Origin of the sequence: Roseibium limicola (assembly GCF_017313085.1) — a bacterium.
In the GTDB taxonomy this organism is placed as follows: domain Bacteria; phylum Pseudomonadota; class Alphaproteobacteria; order Rhizobiales; family Stappiaceae; genus Roseibium; species Roseibium limicola.
Genome location: NZ_JAFLNF010000009.1, coordinates 170,487 through 192,770, shown reverse-complemented (window position 1 = coordinate 192,770; position 22,284 = coordinate 170,487). Strand labels below are relative to the sequence as shown.

The following is a 22,284-nucleotide window of genomic DNA, read 5'->3' as shown; positions in this document are numbered from 1 at the left end:
TGGAAATCTGAACTCGGATCACGCGGGACGCGGCCCGATATAGTTGGCACGTGGGCGGATCTGCTCCTTCGCCTGATATTGCTCCAGAGCATGCGCAATCCAGCCGACAAGCCGCCCGGCACAGAAGAGCAGCTTTGGCGCCTCTTTCGGCAAGCGAAGCGCCCGCTGCAATGCCACCAAGGCAAAGTCGATGTTCGGGCTCAAGCCATAATAGCTCCGACCAGCGGTGAGAACATAGGGCATGGTTTGCAGAAACAGGCTGTGAGGCGCCGTTTCTTGTAGCCTCTTCAGTAACATAGCGGCACGGGGATCGGCTTTCTCATATAGCAGATGGCCGAATCCGGGCAGATCCTCTCCCCGGTTGAGCCGCTCTGCGAACACCGGATCCACCGTGTCCGGCTCGTCTATGTCACGCAGCCAGGCCTGCACCCGGTCGGAATGCGCCCCATGGCGCGGTCCGGAAAAAGCCCCCAGTCCGGCAATCAGGCAGGCATGCAAAGGCGCCCGGGTCGAGGCAGCACAGCGGACCGCATAGGCGCTGGTGTTGAGCTCATGATCGGCGCACAAGACCAGTGCGGCCCGGATCAGATCGCGCCCCGCAGCATCCTCCACGCCCCAAGCGTCGGCCATCTGCACGTGTAAGGGACGCTGCGAAATCGGCTGATCCACAAGCGCCGAGACGCCGGCATAAAGCAGCCTGGCTCCCTTTTCCATCAACAGGTTAGGCGCTTGAGCCGAGGCGGAACGGTCCACAGTCGGCCACGTGGCGAAGCGGCATATCAGGCGCTCCAAAGGCGGCAAAGCTTCCGGCGCGACAAAACCGAAGAAGCCATCGGTTTCCACCTCGGCGATTTCCGCCGACCACTCGGAAATTCCGGCAAAAGGATCCTGATCGGCACCCCATAGAAGCGTCGCCACCGCCTCCAGCGACGACGTCTGCGCCAACTCCGCCACCGCATGGCCGCGGTAGTACGGTCCGTCTGCCGTGATCATCGTCAGCCGGGTCTGCAACAGCGGCGTTGCCGAGGCTTCGTCTGCTCGCGCCATGAGACCGGACCCCGGCGCCGGATCCCGGTCGCGACGGGTCTGCAATGCGCGGACATCGGAGGCATCATAGCGCCGCTGTTTGCCCGGTCCGGGGGTGGAGCGGATCAGGCCGCGACTGACATAGGCATAGAGCGTCGCCGGCTGAACACCAAGTTCGGTCGCAGCCTCGCGGGCGGAAAGATAGACGGGCGAATTCATATATTGATTGTATTTATCAATATTGACGATCTCAAGCGTTTTCGGCTTTTTGACCGCAGTCATATTCAAAAATGACCACAGTCAATACAGGAGACGCCGATGACCCTCGCCCCGACATTCGACACCAGCAAACTCCCGCCGATTTCCGACGGCCTCGAGGGCATCGTCGTCGCCGAGACCGTCCTCAGCGATGTTCAGGGCGCCGCTGGTCGACTGACCTTGCGCGGCAAGTCGGTCGAGGAGCTGGCCGAAACAGGATCCTTCGACAGCGCCGTCGAACATCTGACCAGGGACCTGCTGCCCACCAGCGCACCCGCGCAAGTCTCGCTGGCGGAAGGCCGTTCCCTTGCCTGGGAGCAGATCGGTGTCTTGCGGGCAGCCGATCCGGACCTGAGCGCCTTCGAGATGATGACCATCGGTCTGGCGGCTCTGCCCAGCAGTGCGGCAGGCGAGAATTCCCTGATGCTCGCCGGGGCGCTGTCGGTGTTTCTCGCTGGCGGGTACCGATTGAAGGCAGGGCTGGAGCCGATCGCCCCAGATGCCACGGCAGAAACCGCTGCAGACCTTTTGCGCATGCTGACCGGCAGCGTTCCGCCGGCGGCCCATGTGGCGGGGCTTAACCGCTATCTGACGACGGTTCTCGACCACGGACTGAATGCCTCAACCTTTGCCGCAAGGGTGATTGCTTCAACCAATGCCAACGCCAAGGCAGGTCTGTTGGGCGCCATGGGAGCGTTGAGCGGACCGCTGCATGGCGGCGCGCCGGGACCGGTGCTCGACATGCTGGACGCGGCACAGAACAGCGGTAATGTGCGAGCCTGGATCGGTGGGGAACTCAGAGCCGGGCGACGGCTGATGGGCTTCGGCCACCGGGTGTATCGCACCCGCGATCCACGCGCCGATGTGCTGAAGACCGGGCTGGCGGCCCTCTCGAAAGACAGCGGACGGGTGGCCCTGGCGGAAGAGATTGAACGCGAAGCGCTGAGTGCCCTGGCACTGCACAAGCCCGAGCGCAAGCTTGACACCAATGTGGAGTTTTATACGGCCGTCCTGCTGGAAGCGATTGGCATCGACCGCAGCCTGTTCACGCCGCTGTTCGCCGTTGGCCGCGCCCCCGGCTGGTGCGCCCATATGGCCGAACAACAGGCCAAGGGCCGCTTGATCCGCCCACAATCCCGCTATGTCGGGCCTTAAACCGTCTGACTAAAGATATAAAAAAGGCCGGAGCGGGTGGCTCCGGCCTTTTTGAGTTTTGGAACACCGCCTGGACCCTAGCGGTTGGTGATCAGTTCCGGCCCCATCAAGCTGTACGGCAGCCATGTCGAGAGCGCCGGGACATACGTCACCAGGATGAGGAACAGGAAGAGGATCATCACGAAGGGGGCTGCTGCGCGCACCACCTGGATCAGGCTCATGCCCGTAATCCCGGAGGTCACGAACAGATTGAGCCCGATCGGCGGCGTGATCATGCCGATTTCCATGTTCACCACCATGATGATGCCGAGATGGATCGGGTCGACCCCCAGCTCCATGCCAATCGGAAACACCACCGGCGCCACGATCAGCAGCAACCCGGACGGCTCCATGAACTGACCGCCCAGAAGCAACAAGATGTTGACCGCGATCAGGAAGGTGAACCAGTTGAAGCCGGCGCCGATCATCCAGTCGGTGATGGCCTGCGGGATGCGTTCCGACGTCAGAACATGTGCAAACAGCAACGCGTTGACGATGATGAACATCAGCATGATGGTCGTCTTCGCCGCTTCGGTCAGCACCTTCTTGGTGTCCGGGTGGAAGCAGGCCGGAAAGAACTGCACCAGACAGATGTAGATGTTGCGGACGACGGCGACAGGGAGGCTTTCGCCCTCCTTGCGAAGAGGAACATCCTTCAACGGGCCCATGTCGCGGTAGATGAAGATGGCGATGAAGAAGGCATAGACCGCAGCGACAGAGGCTGCCTCCGTCGGGGTGAAAATACCGCCGTAAATACCGCCGAGAATGATGACGATCAGCAACAAGCCAAATCCGGCCTCACCGGCGGCACCGGCGATTTCGCCGAACCCGGCGAAAGGCTGCTTCGGCATCTTCTTGATGCGTGCATTCACATAGATCGCGACCATCAACATCAGACCGGCCACGAGGCCGGGAATCACGCCGGCCAGAAACATCCGGCCAACGGATACATCTGTTGCCGCCGCATAAACCACCATGACGATGGACGGCGGGATGAGAATGCCCAAAGTGCCCGCATTGGCGATAACGCCCGCTGCGAATTCCTTGGTGTAGCCGACCTGCCGCATGCCTGCGATGGCGATGGTGCCGATGGCAACGACAGTGGCCGGAGAAGACCCGGACAGGGCGGCGAACAACATGCAGGAGAAAACCGCTGCAATCGCCAGACCGCCGCGCACATGACCGACGCAAGCAACCGCAAAGCGGATGATGCGGCGTGCCACGCCCCCGGTCGACATGAAGGCAGACGCCAGAATGAAGAACGGAATGGCCAGAAGCGTATAGTTCTGCGACGCGGTAAACAGCTGCAGGGCGACCGAGGAGATCGAGTCATTGGAGAAGATTGCGATGGCCAGCACACTGGACAGACCCAGTGAGATGGCAATCGGAACGCCCAGGAACAGGAATCCCAGGACGAGAATGAAAAGGATTGCGGCTTCCATGGATCTCTACCTCAATCCTTCAGAATGTCTTTGTTTTCGGCGACCAGCTCTTCAGCTTCATGGGCCGCAATCATCATGACGCGCTCGCCAATCCAGATCTGCCAGGCTGCCTGCAGGCAACGGAACATGAAAAGAGCCAGACCGATGGGCAGGATCAGATAGGCGATCCAGCGCTGGACGCGTTCCTGGGTGCCAAAAGTATCAATGATTACTTGAGGATAGCGCAGGTCATCGAGACCAATGCCGATCTTGTGCATCTTCGACCAGTAGTCGATGGCACCGCCTCTGGTGTTGAGGCCGAAGATGTGCAGCCATTCCGAATACAACAACGTGCCCGCATAGGCGACGCCGCAAAGAGCGCCGAAAATGGCAGCAGCACGAAACAGTGGCTTCGGCAGCAGGCGGATAACAGCATCGACGCCCAGATGCGAGCCGATCTTTACTGCATAGCTCATGCCGAACAGAATGAGCCAGGCAAAGAGGATTCGCGTAAATTCGAGTGCGCCAGTCCAGCCGGAGTTGAACCCGTATCGGGCCACCACCTGGGTAAAGGAAACAAGGGTCATCGCGGCAAGGAGCAGTGCGATGACACTCTCCTCAAACCGCGTCACCCAATTGTCGACACGTTGCATGAAACATCCCCCGCGAGCGCTGTATGGCGCGAGCCGCGCTCTTCACTTTGGTTTGTTTGTTCTTGTGTAGTTGGAAGCCGGAAACAACCGCAGACGGCCATTTGCTGGGCGTCGGGTGGCTCCCGGCTTCAACGCGATGGGGCCGCGTGAACGGCCGCGCCGCAGCGCGACCATTCTCAAACTGGCTTAGTTGCTGGTGTTGGAAGCGACAGCGGACTCGATGAGATCCGCACCGATGTCGCTTTCGAACTTGGTCCAAACCGGCTTCATGGTGTCGACCCATGCCTTGCGGTCTTCTGCGGACAGCTCACGGATGGTCGAACCGGCCTCAAGGATACGCTGACGGTTTGCAGCTTCCTTCTCAGCCACAGCTGCGTTTGCCTTGGCGGTCACTTCTTCAACGATGGTGAGGAACTGGGTCTTCACGTCGTCGTCGAGGCTGTTCAGCCACTCGTCAGATGTGACGAGCAGGTAGGCCAGCAGCTGGTGGTTGGTTTCGGTGATGCCGTCCTGCACTTCGAAGAACTTCTGGGTGTAGATGTTCGACCAGGAGTTTTCCTGTCCGTCCACAACGCCAGTCTGCAGTGCGCCGTAAACTTCCTTGAAGGCCAACTTCTGAGCGTTCGCGCCAAGTGCTTCGATCATGGCAACAGCCACGTCGGAGGTCTGAACGCGGAACTTCAGGCCATTGGCATCGGCCGGCTGGATCAGCGGCTTGTTGGCAGAGAACTGCTTCAAACCCGAGCTCCAGTAGCCAAGGCCGAGGAAGCCGTAATCGGTCATGGAACCGAGAAGGTCCTTGCCGTCGGTACCGGTGGTGAAGCGCTCAACGGCGTTCAGATCCTGGAACAGGAACGGCAGATCGAAGAGACGGAACTTCAGCGTGTAGGCTTCGAACTTGGACAGGGACGGTGCTGCGAGCTGAACGTCGCCCAGAAGCAGAGCTTCCATTACCTTGTCATCGTCGAACAGCTGAGAGTTCGGGAACACCTGCATGCAGGCCTTGCCGTCCATCTCGGAGTTGACGCGCTCGGCCAGCATAGTGGCCGCATCGCCCTTCGGATGGCCGGTCGCTGCGACGACATGGCTGAACTTGATGACGATTTCGCCATCGGAACAGTCGTCAGCCGCATGAGCTGCGCCAGCAAAAGCGAGGGACGCCGCGGTGGCCGCAGCGAGAACGAAATTTTTCATGGAATGTCCTCCCAGACATTGCTTCAAATCCTCCCGGATCGGCAGACGATCCGGTGGCCCCCCAAGAGGGCTCAGGATAAATTAGCAATGCTTGTGCCAAAGCTTGAGAAAAAGTGAAAATCCACGGAACCCCTGGGGCAGCCATGCATTTAGTCAGTGCCCCTCGCATCAACATCGATGCACCCTGGGTCGGAATCGACACAACTACCCCTCAGTACATGTGTCGATTCCGACCCAATTCTTTTTCTCGGGCAAAATTTCCAGACTTATCCCGTTCCAAGTCCGTTCACGCGTCCTCGCGGCCGAGTCCGTATTTGCGCATCTTCTCGTAGAGCGCTTTTCGCGACAGGCCGAGGCCTTCGTAGGTCGCCTTGATGGAGCCTTCGTTGCGGGTCAGCGCCGTGGCGATCAGCGCACGCTCATAGGCCGCCACCTGATCGGACAGGCTGTCCTGGGTCAGATCGCCCCCAAGCCCATGTGCCGGAGAGAGACCGTCGGGCAGTGAACCACTTTCCAGTCCCAGCACAAAACGGTCGGCGACATTGCGCAATTCGCGCACGTTGCCGGGCCAGGGACGCGAGGCCAGCCGGGCCAGATAGGCCGGTGACATGTCCGGAATCTCGCGGCGATAACGGGCGCGGGCTTCGATCGCCAGATGCTGGAACAGCAGCGGCACATCTTCCAGCCGGTCGCGCAGAGGCGGGATCGGAACCGTCACCACATTGAGCCGGTAAAACAGATCGAGACGGAAACGGCCTTCCTGCCCGGCCTTCTCCAGGTCCTCCTTCGAGGCGGCGATAAAGCGCACATCCAGGTCAATCGACTTGTTGGAGCCGAGCCGCTCGATCGACCGGGTCTCGATGACTCGCAGCAGTTTGACCTGCAACTCCAGCGGCATGGACTCGATTTCATCAAGGAAGACCGTGCCACCATGGGCATATTCCAGCTTGCCGATGCGCTGACCGCTGGCGCCGGTGAAGGCGCCTTTCTCATGGCCAAACAGCTCGGACTCGATGATTTCCGCTGGAAGTGCGCCGCAGTTGAGCGCGACGAAGGCCTTGCCCTTGCGCGGGCCTTCGTCATGCAAGGCGCGGGCAACAACATCCTTGCCGGAGCCAGTCTCGCCGAGGATCAGCACGTCCGCATCGGTCGGCGCCAGCGCCAGTACCATCTGGCGCAGGCGCTCCATCGATGGCGATCGACCGACAAGACGGCTCTCCAGACCACTGCGGTCGGCCAGATCCTCACGCAGAATGCGGTTTTCCAGAACCAGCCGGCGCTTTTCGATGGCGCGTTCGGCCACAGACGCCAGATGGCCGACTGAAAATGGCTTCTCCATGAAATCATAGGCTCCGGCGCGCATGGCTTCGACCGCCAGCGGCACATCGCCATGGCCGGTGATCAGCACCACCGGCAGGGCCGGATCGATCTCCATCGCACGGCGCATGACCTCGAAGCCATCGAACCCAGGCATACGGATGTCCGTGACCAGAACCCCGTAAAAGCCGCGATTGACGTGCTGCAGCGCCTCTTCCGGCGCGCCGGTGGCGACCACCCGGTGACCCGTCAGCTCCAGGCCCTGGGCCAAAGAATGGCGCAGATCGCTTTCATCATCGACCAGCAGAACACAAGCCTGTTCCATCGTTTAAATCCGCCGTTCTAATCTGCTGCGCGTGTTTCGTGACCCGCCAGAGGCAACCGCATGACAAACCGTGCGCCCCCGGCTGCGCTGTCCTCAACCGACAGCGAGCCATTGAAGTCGTGGACGATCTTATAGGCTATCGACAGGCCAAGGCCGAGCCCTGATCCGCTTTGCTTTGTAGTGAAAAACGGCTCGAAGACCTGGGCCCGTATGTCCCGCGATACACCGTCGCCATTGTCCTCGACGCTCAGGAAGGCATCGCGGCTGGTGACCTCGACCTTCAAGGACACCTCCGGATCCTGCCGGTGACTGACCGCATCGACAGCGTTCGACAGCAGGTTCACCACCACCTGCTCCAGCCGGATCTTGCCACCGGCGACATGCACCGGCGCATCCGGCAGATGCAGGGAGACCCGCGTGCCGGTGCGCTTCACCTGCGGCCGCAGCAAAAGCGCTGCTTCCTCGACAACCTGATGCAGATTGACCCGGCGCACATCGGTTCCGGCCTTGCGGGTGAAGCCTTTCAGGGTGCGGGCGATTTCCGCCATGCGGTCAACCATTGCACCGATCCGCTGCAGATTGCCGCGTGCCTCCTCCGCTCGACCTCGGGTGATCAGCATTTCTGCGACATCCGCATCGGAGCGGATCGCGGCGAGCGGCTGATTGTATTCGTGCGACAACGAGGCCGACATCTCGCCCAGCGTGGCAAGCTTTGCTGCCTGCACAAGCTCGGCTTGAGCGTGATGCAGCTCTTCTTCCGCCCGCTGGCGGTCCTGCACTTCCTGTTTCAATTGGGCATTGGCCTGACGCAGTTCCGCCGTGCGGTGCTGAACCTTGCGCTCCAGCCGCAGGGCCTCGGCTTTCTGCCGACGCCGGCGACGCAGCTGATCTTCCCAGCGGTAGACCAGGTTCCACAGCACGCTGCCGAAGATGACGCAGACGAGCACCGCAATCACCACGGCACGCCAGGCCTGGCGGCGGGCTTCGAAGGGATCAGCGAAGGCATGGACACGCCAGCCCAGAACCGGCAGTTCCTTGGACACTTTCAGCAGATTGTCGCGGTTGACCGTCATCATGCGGGAACCGCGCTGTGCAGCCTGATTGGTGACGACGACCCGCCCGGTCTCGTCGTTGGCAAAGATCGGATATTTGGTCAGAGCCCAGACCTGCTCAACCGGCGCCAGTGGAACCCTGACGGCCAGAATGCCGGCCAGCCGGTTCTGCACCCTGATCGGCGAGGCGAACACATAACTGGAGGGGCGGTCTGCCGTTCCGGCCAAAAGCTGACGGCCGAGCTGGCCTTGTGCGGCCTCGCCATACGCTTTGGCAATCGCCTGCCATCCCAGCGGCCCGACCGCCTGACGCCCCGACAGGCTGGAAGCTACCGGGCGGCCTGCTGCCGTCAGAAACCAGACCTCCTCCGCCCCGGCCATGCCTGCTGCAATGGCAGATACCCGGCGCCCGACCATCTCGTCATTGAAAATGGCCGCAGCTTCCGCGTTGGGCGAACGGGCCACAATCGGCGCCAACACCCGGAACTTCTCAAGGTGGCTTTCCAGCACACCGGATTGCACCTGCAGCGCGGCGTTCACCCGCGTCTCCAGATCGCTTTCAAACACGCGGTAACTGGTCAACGCAGTCAGCCAGACGCCGCCGGCGCTGATCAGAAGAAAAAGGACGATCACCACAATTCGGGTGTTGCGCACCGAACGGCGCCGCATGAAGCTGCTCATCGGACCAACCTATCAGGCTTTGTCGCCGGACCGAAAGCCTGACGACAGATGACCGACTGCCATGCGCTGGCGCCGCTCAATGGCGACACTCTTGACCAGCATGAAGATTTTCAGGCCCGGCTGCAGGCCCAGCTCATGCGCCGAGGCGCGGGTAATGCGGGCCCGCAAGGTCTGGCCAGCCACAGCGCAGACCACTTCCGCATAGGGGCCGTCCTCCACCGTGACCTGCAGGACTTCACCGCTGAGGACGTTTCGAATGCTCAAGCCTGTCGGCGGACTGAGCGACAAGGCCACATCCCGCGCCCGAATGCGCAGCCGCATGGCGTCCCCCGCACTCAGGGACGGGTCAGGAATCTGCATGATCTGCCCTTGCCCCAAATCGACATGCGCGAGGCCCCAGCCGTCGTCGACATGACTGACGCTCCCTTCCAGCAGAGCTCCCGCCTCATGCCGTCCGGTGGCGTTGCCCAGATCAACCCGCGACATGATATCGGCAACCGGACCATGGGCCAGAACCTTGCCGCCGGAGACAATCACCAGGGTTTCGGCCAAGCGTGCCACCTCTTCCATGGCATGGCTGACATAGACAATGGGCAACCCCGCCTCCTGCCGCAAACGGTCCAGATAGGGCAGAATATCGGCTTTTCGGCCCTGATCGAGGGAGGCCAACGGCTCATCCATCAGCAAGATGCGCGGATCCGACAGCAAGGCGCGACCAATGGCGACGCGCTGACGCTCGCCACCGGACAAATGAGCCGGCTTTCTATCGAGAAGTTCCGCAATGCCCAGAAGACCCACCACCTCATCGAAGGAGCGGGTGGTAGAGCGACCACCCGCCCAGCGGGCAAAGGTCAGATTGGAACGCACCGTCAGATGCGGGAACAGACGGGCGTCCTGATAGACCTGCCCGATGCGGCGTTGGCGCAAGCTCATGTTGATGCCTTGCGCAGCATCAAACAGCACCTCCCCCTTGACAATGATCCGTCCGGCCGTCGGCTTGACCAGCCCGGCGATCATGTTGGTGATGGTGGTCTTGCCCGCCCCGGACTGGCCGAACAGGGCTGTCACGCCGGCCCCGCCGGAAAAGCATGCGGACAAGGAAAATGCTCCCACCTGGCCTGTGACATCGACCTCAAGCATCGGCGCCTGCCAGTCTGGCGCGCAGTTTGCGGGCCCAGAGTTCCGACAGGATCAGGGCTGCAAAGGCGACCGCTGCCGAAATCAGAGTCAGCCGCAAAGCCGGCATTTCACCTCCCGGCGACTGAATTGCAGTGTAAAGCGCCAGAGACAGCGTCCGGGTTTCGCCGGGGATATTGGAGACGAAGGTGATCGTCGCGCCAAACTCACCCATGGCCTTGGCAAACCCCAGAATAGCCCCGCCCAGAATGCCCGGAAGCGCCAGTGGCAGAGTGATCACCAGAAACGCAATGCCAGTGCGTGTGCCCAGCGCCGCAGCCGCCTGCTCAAGTTTCGGGTCAATCGCCTCGAAAGACAGGCGGATCGGGCGGACGATCAGCGGAAAGGCCATCACGCCTGCGGCCAGTGCCGCTCCCTCCCAGGTGAAGGCAACGCTGACGCCAAACCAGTCGGACAACAGGCTGCCGATCGGTCCCTTGCGGCCAAAGGCCAGCAACAGCAGATAGCCGGTGACGACCGGCGGCATGACAAGCGGTAAATGGATCAGTGCATTCAGCACCCCGTGGCCGGGAAACCGATACCGGGCCAGCACATAGGCGACGGCAACGGCCAAAGGCAAGGCCACAACCAGTCCGACACAGGTCACCCGGAGCGTCAGAAGGAGCGCGTCTAGCTCAGCCGGCTGCAACACAAAAAAAGACAAGACCTCTCCTCAAAGCCCGTGGCGCTCAGTTTGCCAAGGTCTCATTGAGCGCAAGGAAGCCCTTGTCTTCAAGTATTTTTACAGCTTTCGGGCCACCGAGATAGCCAAGGAAGTCTCGGGCCTGATCGGGGGCATTCGGGACGAGCGCCGCAGGATAGGAAATGGCCGTGTGTGAACCTTGCGGCAAACGTGCCACTATCTTGACCCGGGGTTCCACCACCGCGTCAGAGCCATAGACAACGCCCAGCGGGGTTTCTCCGCGCGCCACAGAGGCCAGCGCGACCCGGACATTTTCCATCGGCGCAAGCGCGTCACTGACACCACCCCACAGGCCAAGGCTCTCGAAGGATTGCCGGGCATAGCGCCCGGCCGGAACGGTTTCAGGGTCGGCAATGGCCAGCCGACCGCCATCAAGGCGAGATGTGAGCGCGGCGAGGGTCAAAGGCTGCGGCAGGGGCTCTTCCCCCTCAGCGCCGATGACCACAAGCGCGTTGCCGGCAATCGTCACGACAGAACCCGCATCAACGGCACCACGTTCGACCACGTAGTCCATCCAGGCGACATCGGCAGAGACGAAGACATCCGCCGGAGCCCCGGCTTCCAGCTGGCGCGCCAGTGTGCCCGTTCCGGCAAAGGAAAAGACGATCTTGCCGTGGCCGTCGCGCTCATAGGCCTGACCGATCTCTGTGAGAGCGTCGGTCATGCTGGCGGCGGCGAAAACGGTCAGCGGCTTCTCATCTGCAGCCATTGCGCGGCTGCCGGGACCGGACATTGGCAGGAGCCAGTTGGAGGCGACCAAACCAAGAATGGCCATCAGGACCTTGCGAGAAACGGACATACGCTCACCAACCTGTTGTTTTATACCAGCTTGAAGCTAATCCTGCACAGTCGGCCTTACAAGGCATTCCTCTTGGAGTTGAAACATTCCATGCCAGAAAAGACGCAACCGATAACCATCTGGATTTACGTAAAAATTACGTGGGCACCCTAGACTGCCCGGATCTGCTGCCAAACCTTGGAGATCCCCGTTGAATCCGGTTGCGCGTTTGCTCGAAACGACATTTCACGCCATCTGGGGGCCTCTCTCCGGATTATATCAGGCACAGCGACATCTTCTGGGGGCGCTGGTGCTGTTGGTGTTCACCGCCATGACCATGGCCGTGGTCACAGTCTACCCGCAGTCGAACTGGGACATGCTGGCCTACACCGCCACGGTTCTGGAAGACCAGATCGACGATCCGGTCTCCCTGCACGACAAGGCTTATGAGCTGGTGCGCAACGACATCTCGGAAGGCGCGTATCTCACCCTGACCGAGGATCGTGGATACCGCGTGCGCCAGGCAAATGACCCTGCCGCCTTTGCCTCCATGATGGGCTTTTATGATCTGAAACTCGGATATGTTGAGACGGCTAAATTTCTGGCGCGTTTCACCGATCCGGTGACGGCATTGCGCTGGATCTCGACAGCGTCAGCCGCCCTGACAGGGCTGATTCTGCTGCGTTGGCTGGCCCGCTACAAGGCGATGGCCGCCGGGCCCGTGGTCGTCTCGTTGCTGCTGCTATGCGCTTTTGGTCCGACGGCAGCGCTTCTCTCACCGGATCTCTATGCCTCGGCGTTTCTGCTGCTGTGCTTTTATCTCTACTGCGAGAAGCAGGACATCGGCGCCGCGCTCTGCCTGCTCGCTGCCCTGTTGATCCGGCCGGACCATCTGGCTTTCATCGGTGTGTTCTTCGCCTTCTGCGCCATCTACGGCCCTGGCCGGCTGATCATGACGCTGACTTTTGCAGCCGCAGCCGCTGCCTATCTGCTGATCCTGAAGGATGAAGGCCATCCGGGCTGGTGGATCCACATGTGGTTCACCCATGTGGAATATGTCGAGACCCTGGAAGGTTTCGACCCGCCGTTCTCCATCGTGACCTATGCCCAGATGCTGGTGCGCTCGACAGTCCGCTCGCTGACCAATCAGACGTGGATTGCCGTGCTCTTCGCCCAGGCGGTGTTTTTCGCCCGCTGCATCAACGCCCCGGCAATGCCGATCCGTTCACGGGTGCTGCTCTATGCGATTTTCACCAGCATTCTCGCCAAATATTTCGTCTTTCCGCATTACGAAACCCGGTTCTATTTCCCCTACCTGATGGGCATGGGCATGATCCTGCTGATCACCCGCCTGCGGCAGGATCGCGGCCTGATGAGTTAGGTTCTGAACGAAAGCTGCCCAAACCTCCCCACCCGCGTCATGCCATGGCGCGACCATGGCATCCATGCCGTTGCGTGCCCCCACGGCGAGCCTGAGTGTGGGGAGATGGAACGGCATGGATCCTCGGGTCAAGCCCGAGGATGACGGAGGAGAGGTGGGGGTGGGAGGACGAGGGTGACGGAGGAGAGGAAGTGGACGAGGTGCCGGATGATGCAGGGGCCGTGTCAGACAACAAAAAAGGCCCGGTTTCCCGGGCCTTTTGTCATTCTTGGCTCATACCGGGGCTCAGAGGCCTTCGAAAAGGGCCGTCGACAGGTAGCGTTCGGCGAAGGACGGAATGATAACGACAATGTTCTTGCCGGCCATATCATCGCGCTGACCGACCTTGATGGCAGCTGCCAGGGCTGCGCCGGAGGAAATGCCAACCGGCGTTCCTTCCGTCTTGGCCACTTCGCGCGCCATGGCGAAGGCTTCGTCATTGCCGATGGTGACGACCTCGTCAAACGCCTTGGTGTCGAGAACGCCCGGCACGAAACCGGCACCGATGCCCTGGATCTTGTGCGGGCCCGGATTGCCACCGGAAAGGATCGGGCTGTCAGCCGGCTCGACGGCCACCACATGCACATCCGGATTGCGCTGCTTCAGAACGCTGGAGACACCGGTGATGGTGCCGCCAGTGCCGATGCCGGAGACGAACACATCGACCTTGCCGTCGGTGTCGTTCCAGATTTCTTCCGCCGTTGTCTTGCGGTGAATCTCCGGGTTGGCCGGGTTTTCGAACTGCTGCGGCATCACCGCGCCGTCGATTTCCTCGATCAACTCCTGAGCACGGGCGATGGCGCCCTTCATGCCTTTCGGGCCTTCGGTCAGTTCCAGCTCGGCACCCATGATCTTGAACATCTTGCGACGCTCGATCGACATGGTTTCCGGCATGACCAGGATCAGGCGGTAGCCCTTGGCAGCGGCGACGAAGGCCAGCGCAATGCCGGTGTTGCCGGAGGTTGGCTCGACCAGAGTGGTCTTGCCCGGCGTGATCTTGCCAGATTCTTCCATGGCCTCGATCATCGCTACGCCAATACGGTCCTTGACGCTGGAGATCGGGTTGAAGAACTCGAGTTTGCCGAGCAGGTTGGCCTTGACGCCATGCGCCTTGGCGAGGCGATCCAGACGGACAATCGGCGTATCGCCAATGGTCTCGGTGATGGAGCCGTAAATACGGCCACGGCCTGGTTTTTTATCGCTCATGAAAAACTCCCTAGAAAATCAACGGGTATTTCCGACAGGATCCTTGAGATCCTCTGTCGAATTCCTTCAGACCTCGAATGTATGACGCCTGTGGAAAATTGCGAGGGATAATCTTCTCTCAAGCGGTTCCGGTTGAGCCGAAACCACCCTCACCGCGCCGGGTTACGGAAAGCTCTTCCACCAGCTCGATCTTGGCCTGGAGAACCGGCGCGATGATCATCTGGGCAATGCGGCTGCCGCGTTCGATGACGAAAGCCTCATCGCCAAGGTTGATCAGGATCACCTTCACTTCGCCGCGATAATCCGCATCGATTGTGCCAGGCGTGTTGAGCACGGTGACACCGTTCTTGGCAGCCAGACCAGAGCGCGGGCGGACCTGGCCTTCAAAGCCCGCAGGCAACGACATCGCAAGCCCGGTCGGCACGATGGTTCGCTTGCCCGGCTGCAGGATGATCGCCGCCTCCACGGCGGCCAGAAGATCCAGACCAGCGGCCTGATCCGACTGATAGGCCGGCAACGGCAGGTCCGCACCATGAGGAAGTTTCTTGAATTCAAGCCGAACGGTCATCGGAAATCCTTTTGTCTTCGCTTGTGTCTTTCAGATATTTTCGAGCCAGATTTGTCAAGAGTATGCTCCCGTTACGGCCAGGCCTTCCCCGATCATTGCGTGACCAATCGGCTCTTTCGGCCGGTATTGTTCAGTTTTTGGAAACGGGCATTCGCGGATTTCTGGGCTTCTGTCTGGGCGGCTTTGGCAGCAATCTGGCGGCAACACCGCCTTTGACCTTCAAGGACCATAATTCATGACCGCTGCCTTACAGCCTGCCCTGCCGACCCTGTTTCTGGCGCATGGCTCGCCGATGCTGGCGCTGAGCGATATTCCGGCGCACCGGTTTCTGAAAGGACTGGCGGCGGATCTGCCAGAGGCCAAAGCCATCGTGATCATGTCGCCGCATTGGGAAACCGATGGCCTGCGGGTGACGTCTGCCGGGCCGCTGAAGACCATCCATGACTTCGGGCGGGGGTTTCCGCGAGAACTGTTTCAGATCGACTATCCGGCGCAGGCCGATGACATGCTGCATGGCACCGTCCTGGCGCATCTGGCAACAGCCGGTCTGACGGCATCTTCCGACGACAGCTGGGGACTGGATCACGGTGCCTGGGTGCCGTTGTCGCTGGTTTTTCCGAAACTGAAAATTCCCGTCTTGCAGGTTTCTCTTCCGCTGAACAGCACCCCGGAGGATGTTTTTGCTATCGGGCAGGCGCTGTCGCCTCTCAAGGAGCAAGGCATTCTCCTGATTGGCTCAGGCGGCACGGTGCACAACCTGCGGCAGATCATGCCGGAAGGCGTGCCCGCCCCCGATTGGGCAACGGGGTTTGATGCCTATCTGGACGGCAAGCTGGCGGATGGTCGGGTGACGGGTTTTGCCGACATGACGTCACGGTCGGACTTCCGTCAGGCGCATCCGACGGAAGAACACCTGTTGCCGTTGTTCTTCGCCATGGGGGCTGCAGCGGATGCGACAGAACAGGCGCCCACGCCCGAGCTGCTGCACCGCAGCTATTCCCACGGCACGCTCAGCATGTCCTATTGGCAGTTTGAGCGGGAAGCCGCGTAAGGCGCAACTCAGTCTTCAGAGTTCAGCGTTGCAGCAATCCGGGAAATCAACCGCTCGGCCACATCGACCTTCGACAGCTGCGGCCAATCCTCAACCCCATCTGCGCTGACCAGGCGAATGGTGTTGCTGTCGCCCCCCATGATGCCGGTTTGCGGGCTGACGTCATTGGCAACGATCCAGTCGGCGTTCTTGCGCTGCAGTTTGCCCTGGGCATTTGTCACGAGATTCTGGGTTTCGGCGGCAAACCCGACCAGCAGCTGCGGACGCAGGCTGTCGTGATGGCCGATTGTTGCCAGAATGTCGGGATTTTCAGCGAATTTCAGCACCGGCAGCGCACCGGAAGCTTCCTTCTTGATCTTCTGCCGGCCTTCCTCGGCCATGCGCCAGTCGGCCACGGCCGCCGCCATGATGGCCACATCGGCAGGCAGAGCTGCTTCGACGGCAGCCAGCATCTCGCGGGCGCTTTCCACCTTGACCACATCGACCCAATCCGGATCGGCAATGGAAACAGGGCCGCTGATCAGCGTCACCTGCGCCCCGGCAGCAACAGCGGCCGCCGCCAGCGCATAGCCCTGCTTGCCGGACGAGCGGTTGGCGATGTAGCGCACCGGATCAATCGGCTCATGGGTCGGCCCGGCGGTGATTACGACCTTGCGGCCGGCAAGGGGGCCTTGCGCGCCGCGTGTCCGGCGCAACAGACTGCCGGCGGCTTGCGCAATCTCAAGCGGTTCGGCCATCCGACCAACGCCTGCCTCGCCGCTTTCCGCCATCTCGCCGGCGTTTGGGCCAATGAAATTGAGACCGTCAGCCTTGAGTGTTGCAACATTGCGGGCGGTTGCCGGGTTTTTCCACATCTTCGGGTTCATTGCCGGGGCCAACAGCACCGGCTTGTCGGTGGCCAACAGCACGGTGCTGGCCAGATCATCGGCCATGCCGTGGGCCATCTTGGCCATCAGGTTGGCTGTTGCAGGCGCCACGATGATCATGTCGTGGTCGCGCGCCAGACGGATGTGACCAACGTCCTGCTCGGCCTCCCGGTCAAACAGCTCGGTGTAGACCGGCTGTCCGGTCAGAGCCCCAACGGCCAGCGGCGTGATGAACTGCTGCGCACCGCTCGTCATGATTGCCGTGACCACGGCCCCGCGCTCCCGCAAGCGCCGGATCAGATCAAGCGACTTGTAGGCGGCAATTCCGCCGGAAATGATCAGAACCACACGCGCATTGCGAAGCATGGAGGTCTCCAGAGTGCGGACAGCGTATCAGCCACCCAATTGGCTTTGAGCTAGCTGATGCTCAGGTTCCAGAGCGGAAATCGCGCGGAGCCGGGGACACCACCTGCGCACCCGAACCGGTGAGCTGATAGATCGCCAGACCACGTTCGTTCTCGCCGGAGCTCAGGAAACGGAACAGACCGTCGATGCCGATGAAGCCATCCCGATTGGTCAGCACGCTTGTGGCGAAGCGCTGAGGCCCGGCAGAGCGCACCAGACCGGCGGCCAGGGTCACACCGTCATAGGCCAGCGTTGCATTGCGCGGTGGCTGAGTGCCGTAAGCCTGGGAGTAGCGACCGGCAAAAGCCTGATAGCCCGTATCGGCAGGGCCGGGATACCAGGCACCCGCCAGCACCGGGCTGGACTTGGTTTGCTGGGTGTCCCATTGGCCGCTGCCGAGCATGGTGACATTGCCCAGCTGGGCGCGCTGCTGCATCAGCGTCTGCATCACCAGCGGCGGCACACCACCTCCCGCCGGCACGAACAGCGCATCCACCTGCGGCAGCGAGCTGACAAGAGCCTGGGTCTTGGCGGTCAGATCCGCCGTGTTGTTGCCGCTGAGCGAGTAGCGCTGAATGGACACGATGCGGCCGCCGGTCCGCCCGACTTCCTGGCGAAACGCCGCCTCGACCACAGCACCGTAGGAATCATCCGGCAACAGCGCCGCATAGGAGCGCTTGCCCTTGGACGACGCATGGGCAATCACCCGTTGCACATCGCTTTGCGGCAGGAAGCTGAGAAGATAGACGCCGCGTGCAGCCACAGAGGTGTCGGTGGAAAAGGCGACAACCGGAACGCCGGAGGCGCGTGCGGTCGCTGCGGCACCGGCAACTGCGGGCGCAAACACCGGCCCGAGGATCAGCTCCGCGCCTTCGTTGATCGCAGCCTGGGCCGCTGCCCGTCCGCCCTCTGATGTGCCGCCGGTGTCCTTGACCAGCAGTTGTACATCCGCATTGGGGAAATTGTTCAGGGCCAGCTCTGCGGAGTTGCGGAAAACCTGGGCAATGGAATTGGCGCTCCCTGCGCCGCTCATCGGCAGAAGCAGCCCGACCCGCACCGAGCCGGTGCCCAGCGTTTCGCCGCTCACCGTCGTCTGCGTCGGGGCCTGTATCTGGTTATCCGGAAAGGATCCGAGCGTCGAGCCGACGCAGCTGGCCAGGGCCAGCGCACTCACTCCGACAGTCGCCGCACGCCAGGCCGACGTCAGCTTCTGCGCCGCGCGCAGTCCGTTAAACTTGATCACGACGTTGCCTCCTCGATCACCATTTGAAATACTTAACGAATTCACGGACGCTCTGTCCAGTTTGAGCGTGCCTTTGGAGGCAGCAGGTACAGGGATTTTTTACGAAATTTCCGCTGTTTCCGCCTGCAACGCCTATCAGACGGTTTCAACCCGTGGATTTTGCCGCCGGTCCGAGCCGCCACGATTGGAGCTGGACAGGAGCCCTCCAGCACAGTAGCGCGGGAGACTGAAGCAAAAGTGACCCGCCAAAAAGGTGCCCAGGCACCGGGACCAGAGATGACCGCAGACCCCGTTTCCTCCGCACGTCGCTACTTTATCGGCGAACACGCGATCCAGGCACCGCCGCTCGACCCGGCGCTTTACATCGTCTCCACACCCATCGGAAACCTGCGCGACATCACGGTGCGGGCACTGGAAACCCTGGCTTGCGCCGATGTGATCGCCTGCGAAGACACGCGGGTGACCGGCATTCTGACCCAGCGCTACGGGTTGAAGGCAAAGCTTCTACCGTATCACGAACACAACGCCGACAAGCAGCGCCCCAAACTGCTGTCCGTGCTGGAAGACGGTGGTTCCATCGCACTTGTCAGCGATGCAGGCACGCCGCTGATTTCCGATCCCGGATACCGACTGGTGCGGGATGTGGTGGCGGAAGGTCACAAGGTCATCCCGATCCCCGGCGCGTCTGCCCTGCTGGCCGGTCTGGTCGGGGCGGGCCTGCCCAGCGACACCATCGTATTCGCCGGCTTTCTGGCGCAGAAGGACGGTCAGAAACGCACACGCCTGAAAAGCCTTGTCGAAACGCAAGGCACGCTGGTGTTCTACGAGAGCCCGCGCCGTCTGGGCGCAACGCTGGCTGTCATGGTCGAAGAACTGGGGGCGGACCGGGAGGCGGCCGTCGCCCGCGAACTGACAAAACGCTTCGAAACCTTTGAGCGCGGTACATTAGGCGACCTGGCCGAGCTGTTTTCCGGCGATGCACCGAAAGGCGAGATCGTCATTCTGGTCGGTCCTCCGGGCGAAAAGCCTGCCGCCAGTCAGGACGATATCGACAGCCTGCTGCGGGAAGCCCTGGTCGACATGCCGGTGAGCGCTGCCGCCAAATCCGTGGCGAAGCAGACCGGTGGCGACCGCAACGAGATCTACAAGCGGGCGCTGATGCTGAAATCCGGCGACGAGGACTGACCCCATGGCGGCGGGATCAGGGTCAGGGTCAGGGTCAGGGTCAGGGTCAGGGTCTGATCATCGCCGCAAAGCTTACAAGCTTGGCCTGTCGGCAGAAAACCGCGCAGCGCTTGCTCTGCGGCTGACCGGCTGGCGCATTCTCAAACGGCGCTTCAAGACCGGGTCCGGCGAGATCGACCTGATTGCCAAGCGTGGCAAGACCGTCGCCTTCATTGAGGTAAAGGCCCGGCGCACCCGAGAAAGCGCGCTTGAGGCGGTGACGCCCGCCGCCCAGCGCCGCATCGTCAAAGCCGCCCGGATCTTCATCGCCGGACATCCCAAGGCGGTGTTCTACACCCTGCGCTTCGACGTGATGATCGTCCGCCCCTGGCGCTGGCCGGAGCACATTGTCAATGCGTTTCAGGCGCGGGACTAGGCCATCCCACCATCAAAGCCCCAAGCGCCACTGGACAAACCCGGTTGCCAAACGCATATCTGGACCAACCATTCCTTTAAAGCCCCTGGCGTGTCGAGACTGATGCGCCCCTGCCGGGAGACACTCCATGCCCCTCAAGGTGGCGGTCCAGATGGACCACATTTCCTCCATAAACATTGCCGGTGACAGCGCGTTTGCGATGATGCTGGAAGCTCAGGCCCGCGGTCACGAGCTTTTTCACTACACGCCGGACCGGCTGGCGATGTGGGGCGAAGAGGTGTTCGGCGGGCTGGAACCGGTGGAGGTGCGCGACGAAAAAGGCAATCACTTCACCCTGGGCGAAAAGCAGCGCATCAACATGGCCGACATCGATGTGGTGCTGATGCGCCAGGATCCGCCGTTCGATCTGGCCTATATCGCCGCCACCCACATGCTGGAGAAGGTTCACCCGAACACGCTGGTGGTGAATGATCCGCGCGAAGTGCGCAACGCCCCGGAAAAGCTGTTCGTCACCGAGTTTTCCGATCTGATGCCGCCGACGCTGGTGACCCGCGACCGGGACGAGATCGACCTGTTCCGCAAGCAATATGGCGACATCGTCATGAAGCCGCTGTTCGGTCATGGTGGCGCGGCGGTCTTCCGCATCACCCAGGACGATCTGAACTACGGCTCGCTCTACGACTTCTTTGCCGCCACCTTCCGCGAACCCTGGGTGATCCAGCAGTTCCTGCCGAATGTAAAGCATGGGGACAAACGGATCCTGCTGGTCGACGGCGAGTTTGCCGGCGCGGTGAACCGGGTCCCGGCGGAAGGCGACCTGCGCTCCAACATGGTGCGTGGCGGTGCGGCGCGCGAAAGCGAGCTGACGGAAAAAGAACGCGAGATCTGTGCCCGCCTCGGCCCGTCCCTGAAGGAAAAAGGCCTGATCCTCGTCGGCATCGACGTCATCGACGGCAAGCTGACGGAAATCAACGTCACCGCTCCGACCGGCATTCGCGCCGTGGCAAAACTCGGCGGGCCGGATGTAGCCGCCCACGTCTGGGATGTTCTGGAAGCCAAGGTCAAAGGCTGAAGCTCCACGTCTCCCCTCAGATCACAGACCGGATGAGCCCTTTTCCCTTGCGGAAAGGGCTCAAGCTCCGGCATGGTCGCAGGCAAGCTGAACGCCTGCATGCGCAGCGCTTGCAATTGTAACCAAGTGTCGGAAACCCTTGCGGGACGTCGCGCGCGGCCCCATTTCTCCCGGCATGGACACGCCATCACGGCCTGACGATCAAGGGAGCTTTCATGTTCGACGCAAAATCTCTTCTGGACCAGTTTCTGGGCGCTTCCCAAGGGGGCACGTCTGCAGGGCAAGCACGCGGCGGTTCCGCCAGCGGCAACAGCTCGCCGAATGACCTCCTTTCCCTGGGCAAGCAATTTCTTGGCTCCCAGGGGCAGGGCCTTGCGTTGGGCGGTCTGGCCGGGATGATGCTCGGCAGCAAGAGCGGTCGCAAGATTGGCTCGAAAGCGGTCCAATACGGTGGCCTCGCCCTGGCTGCCAGCCTCGCCTACAAGGCCTATCAGAATTACAGCGCCAACAAGCAGGGCGAGCCCCGCCCGCAGACGGACGCCATTCCGGCTGCGCCCCCCAAGGGCAACGCCTTTGACCCCGCCTCCCAGCCCGGCGGCGAAAACCAGGTTGCTGTTGCGCTGCTGGTGGCGATGATCTCAGCCGCCAAGGTCGACGGTCACATCGACGCCGAGGAACAGGACAAGATCTTCGGCAAGATGGATGAAGCCGGTCTCGACACTGAAGCCAAGGCCTTCCTGATGGACGAGCTGCGCGCGCCGCTGGATCTCGACAAGGTGGTCGCTTCGGCCAAAACGCCGGAAACCGCCGCCGAAATCTATGCCGTCTCACGTCTGGCGATCGAACCCGACCACGCCGCTGAACGCGCCTACCTGCAGATGCTGGCCGCCCGACTTGAGCTCGACACCGGTCTGGTTGAGGAAATCGAACTGGCCGTGCGCGAAGCCGAAGCCGCAGACTGATCGCAGAGGACCCCAAAACCATGCTGTCCCGGACCCCGATCCGGGACCTTTTTTCACGTCATTCAACACGAGTGGGTGCATAGAGGTCCCGGCTCAAGGCCGGGACAGCAGTT

General features: G+C 61.6%; 20 protein-coding genes. 7 read left to right on the top strand and 13 right to left on the bottom strand.

Features of this window, described 5'->3' with window-relative positions:
* Positions 1–18: 18 nt before the first annotated feature.
* Positions 19–1,308: a citrate/2-methylcitrate synthase gene (locus J0X15_RS18615; RefSeq protein WP_209015455.1), complete on the bottom strand. Its 1,290-nt coding sequence runs from the start codon at positions 1,306–1,308 to the stop codon at positions 19–21.
* 36 nt (positions 1,309–1,344) lie between these two features.
* Between J0X15_RS18615 and J0X15_RS18610 the strand changes: the two genes are divergently transcribed.
* Positions 1,345–2,439: a citrate synthase gene (locus J0X15_RS18610; RefSeq protein WP_206944106.1), complete on the top strand. Its 1,095-nt coding sequence runs from the start codon at positions 1,345–1,347 to the stop codon at positions 2,437–2,439.
* 77 nt (positions 2,440–2,516) lie between these two features.
* Here J0X15_RS18610 and J0X15_RS18605 read toward each other — a convergent pair whose 3' ends face one another.
* The 8 genes from J0X15_RS18605 to modA form a co-directional block, all read right to left on the bottom strand.
* The gene (locus tag J0X15_RS18605; RefSeq protein ID WP_206944104.1) at positions 2,517–3,920 is read right to left on the bottom strand and encodes a TRAP transporter large permease; all 1,404 of its coding nucleotides are present in this window, start codon (positions 3,918–3,920) and stop codon (positions 2,517–2,519) included.
* 11 nt (positions 3,921–3,931) lie between these two features.
* Positions 3,932–4,552: a TRAP transporter small permease gene (locus J0X15_RS18600; RefSeq protein ID WP_206944101.1), complete on the bottom strand. Its 621-nt coding sequence runs from the start codon at positions 4,550–4,552 to the stop codon at positions 3,932–3,934.
* 186 nt (positions 4,553–4,738) lie between these two features.
* Entirely contained in the window at positions 4,739–5,746 is a 1,008-nt protein-coding gene (locus tag J0X15_RS18595; RefSeq protein WP_206944099.1) for a DctP family TRAP transporter solute-binding subunit, read from the bottom strand.
* A 286-nt stretch (positions 5,747–6,032) separates the two neighbouring features.
* Positions 6,033–7,388: a sigma-54-dependent transcriptional regulator gene (locus tag J0X15_RS18590; RefSeq protein WP_206944097.1), complete on the bottom strand. Its 1,356-nt coding sequence runs from the start codon at positions 7,386–7,388 to the stop codon at positions 6,033–6,035.
* A 17-nt stretch (positions 7,389–7,405) separates the two neighbouring features.
* Positions 7,406–9,109, bottom strand: coding sequence for a sensor histidine kinase (locus tag J0X15_RS18585; protein ID WP_209015454.1), 1,704 nt, complete (start codon positions 9,107–9,109; stop codon positions 7,406–7,408).
* A gap of 24 nt (positions 9,110–9,133) precedes the next feature.
* Complete coding sequence (gene modC / locus J0X15_RS18580; RefSeq protein ID WP_206944093.1) at positions 9,134–10,261, bottom strand: molybdenum ABC transporter ATP-binding protein; 1,128 nt, start codon at positions 10,259–10,261, stop codon at positions 9,134–9,136.
* A complete protein-coding gene (gene modB / locus J0X15_RS18575) occupies positions 10,254–10,961 on the bottom strand; it encodes a molybdate ABC transporter permease subunit (protein WP_206944092.1) in 708 nt (235 codons plus the stop codon). Before modB ends, modC begins: the two co-directional genes overlap by 8 nt.
* Positions 10,962–10,986: 25 nt before the next feature.
* Positions 10,987–11,799 (bottom strand): molybdate ABC transporter substrate-binding protein, encoded by an 813-nt coding sequence (gene modA, locus J0X15_RS18570; protein ID WP_206944091.1) that lies wholly within the window; start codon positions 11,797–11,799, stop codon positions 10,987–10,989.
* 190 nt (positions 11,800–11,989) lie between these two features.
* Here modA and J0X15_RS18565 point away from each other — a divergent pair, with 190 nt between their 5' ends.
* A complete protein-coding gene (locus tag J0X15_RS18565) occupies positions 11,990–13,159 on the top strand; it encodes a hypothetical protein (RefSeq protein ID WP_206944089.1) in 1,170 nt (389 codons plus the stop codon).
* A gap of 285 nt (positions 13,160–13,444) precedes the next feature.
* Here the strand turns inward: J0X15_RS18565 and cysK are convergent, their stop codons facing one another.
* Entirely contained in the window at positions 13,445–14,404 is a 960-nt protein-coding gene (gene cysK, locus J0X15_RS18560) for a cysteine synthase A (protein ID WP_206944087.1), read from the bottom strand.
* Positions 14,405–14,522: 118 nt separating this feature from the next.
* Entirely contained in the window at positions 14,523–14,972 is a 450-nt protein-coding gene (gene dut, locus J0X15_RS18555) for a dUTP diphosphatase (RefSeq protein WP_206944085.1), read from the bottom strand.
* A gap of 235 nt (positions 14,973–15,207) precedes the next feature.
* Between dut and J0X15_RS18550 the strand changes: the two genes are divergently transcribed.
* Entirely contained in the window at positions 15,208–16,023 is an 816-nt protein-coding gene (locus J0X15_RS18550; RefSeq protein ID WP_206944082.1) for a DODA-type extradiol aromatic ring-opening family dioxygenase, read from the top strand.
* Positions 16,024–16,031: 8 nt separating this feature from the next.
* On the opposite strand, the gene coaBC is transcribed toward J0X15_RS18550, so the two are convergent.
* Together coaBC and J0X15_RS18540 are read right to left on the bottom strand one after the other, a co-directional pair.
* Positions 16,032–17,255 (bottom strand): bifunctional phosphopantothenoylcysteine decarboxylase/phosphopantothenate--cysteine ligase CoaBC, encoded by a 1,224-nt coding sequence (coaBC, locus tag J0X15_RS18545; protein ID WP_206944081.1) that lies wholly within the window; start codon positions 17,253–17,255, stop codon positions 16,032–16,034.
* A 61-nt stretch (positions 17,256–17,316) separates the two neighbouring features.
* Positions 17,317–18,537: a penicillin-binding protein activator gene (locus J0X15_RS18540; protein ID WP_206944079.1), complete on the bottom strand. Its 1,221-nt coding sequence runs from the start codon at positions 18,535–18,537 to the stop codon at positions 17,317–17,319.
* Positions 18,538–18,813: 276 nt separating this feature from the next.
* Between J0X15_RS18540 and rsmI the strand changes: the two genes are divergently transcribed.
* The 4 genes from rsmI to J0X15_RS18520 all read left to right on the top strand — a co-directional run bounded on the left by rsmI (position 18,814) and on the right by J0X15_RS18520 (position 22,171).
* Entirely contained in the window at positions 18,814–19,722 is a 909-nt protein-coding gene (gene rsmI, locus J0X15_RS18535; protein WP_206944077.1) for a 16S rRNA (cytidine(1402)-2'-O)-methyltransferase, read from the top strand.
* A 4-nt stretch (positions 19,723–19,726) separates the two neighbouring features.
* Positions 19,727–20,137 (top strand): YraN family protein, encoded by a 411-nt coding sequence (locus J0X15_RS18530; protein WP_206944075.1) that lies wholly within the window; start codon positions 19,727–19,729, stop codon positions 20,135–20,137.
* A gap of 127 nt (positions 20,138–20,264) precedes the next feature.
* Positions 20,265–21,209, top strand: a complete 945-nt coding sequence (gene gshB, locus J0X15_RS18525) for a glutathione synthase (protein ID WP_206944073.1) — start codon at positions 20,265–20,267, stop codon at positions 21,207–21,209.
* 215 nt (positions 21,210–21,424) lie between these two features.
* Positions 21,425–22,171 carry a tellurite resistance TerB family protein gene (locus tag J0X15_RS18520; protein WP_206944071.1) on the top strand — a complete coding sequence of 249 codons (747 nt, stop codon included), beginning with the start codon at positions 21,425–21,427 and terminating at the stop codon, positions 22,169–22,171.
* Positions 22,172–22,284 lie beyond the last annotated feature (113 nt).

What these genes read in the sequence shown, in the direction of transcription:
- J0X15_RS18615 (WP_209015455.1), bottom strand. Translation starts at nt 1,308, where the DNA reads ATGACTGCGGTCAAAAAGCCGAAAACGCTTGAGATCGTCAATATTGAT.
- J0X15_RS18610 (WP_206944106.1), top strand. Translation starts at nt 1,345, where the DNA reads ATGACCCTCGCCCCGACATTCGACACCAGCAAACTCCCGCCGATTTCC.
- J0X15_RS18605 (WP_206944104.1), bottom strand. Translation starts at nt 3,920, where the DNA reads ATGGAAGCCGCAATCCTTTTCATTCTCGTCCTGGGATTCCTGTTCCTG.
- J0X15_RS18600 (WP_206944101.1), bottom strand. Translation starts at nt 4,552, where the DNA reads ATGCAACGTGTCGACAATTGGGTGACGCGGTTTGAGGAGAGTGTCATC.
- J0X15_RS18595 (WP_206944099.1), bottom strand. Translation starts at nt 5,746, where the DNA reads ATGAAAAATTTCGTTCTCGCTGCGGCCACCGCGGCGTCCCTCGCTTTT.
- J0X15_RS18590 (WP_206944097.1), bottom strand. Translation starts at nt 7,388, where the DNA reads ATGGAACAGGCTTGTGTTCTGCTGGTCGATGATGAAAGCGATCTGCGC.
- J0X15_RS18585 (WP_209015454.1), bottom strand. Translation starts at nt 9,109, where the DNA reads ATGCGGCGCCGTTCGGTGCGCAACACCCGAATTGTGGTGATCGTCCTT.
- modC (WP_206944093.1), bottom strand. Translation starts at nt 10,261, where the DNA reads ATGCTTGAGGTCGATGTCACAGGCCAGGTGGGAGCATTTTCCTTGTCC.
- modA (WP_206944091.1), bottom strand. Translation starts at nt 11,799, where the DNA reads ATGTCCGTTTCTCGCAAGGTCCTGATGGCCATTCTTGGTTTGGTCGCC.
- cysK (WP_206944087.1), bottom strand. Translation starts at nt 14,404, where the DNA reads ATGAGCGATAAAAAACCAGGCCGTGGCCGTATTTACGGCTCCATCACC.
- dut (WP_206944085.1), bottom strand. Translation starts at nt 14,972, where the DNA reads ATGACCGTTCGGCTTGAATTCAAGAAACTTCCTCATGGTGCGGACCTG.
- J0X15_RS18550 (WP_206944082.1), top strand. Translation starts at nt 15,208, where the DNA reads ATGACCGCTGCCTTACAGCCTGCCCTGCCGACCCTGTTTCTGGCGCAT.
- coaBC (WP_206944081.1), bottom strand. Translation starts at nt 17,255, where the DNA reads ATGCTTCGCAATGCGCGTGTGGTTCTGATCATTTCCGGCGGAATTGCC.
- rsmI (WP_206944077.1), top strand. Translation starts at nt 18,814, where the DNA reads ATGACCGCAGACCCCGTTTCCTCCGCACGTCGCTACTTTATCGGCGAA.
- J0X15_RS18530 (WP_206944075.1), top strand. Translation starts at nt 19,727, where the DNA reads ATGGCGGCGGGATCAGGGTCAGGGTCAGGGTCAGGGTCAGGGTCAGGG.
- gshB (WP_206944073.1), top strand. Translation starts at nt 20,265, where the DNA reads ATGCCCCTCAAGGTGGCGGTCCAGATGGACCACATTTCCTCCATAAAC.
- J0X15_RS18520 (WP_206944071.1), top strand. Translation starts at nt 21,425, where the DNA reads ATGTTCGACGCAAAATCTCTTCTGGACCAGTTTCTGGGCGCTTCCCAA.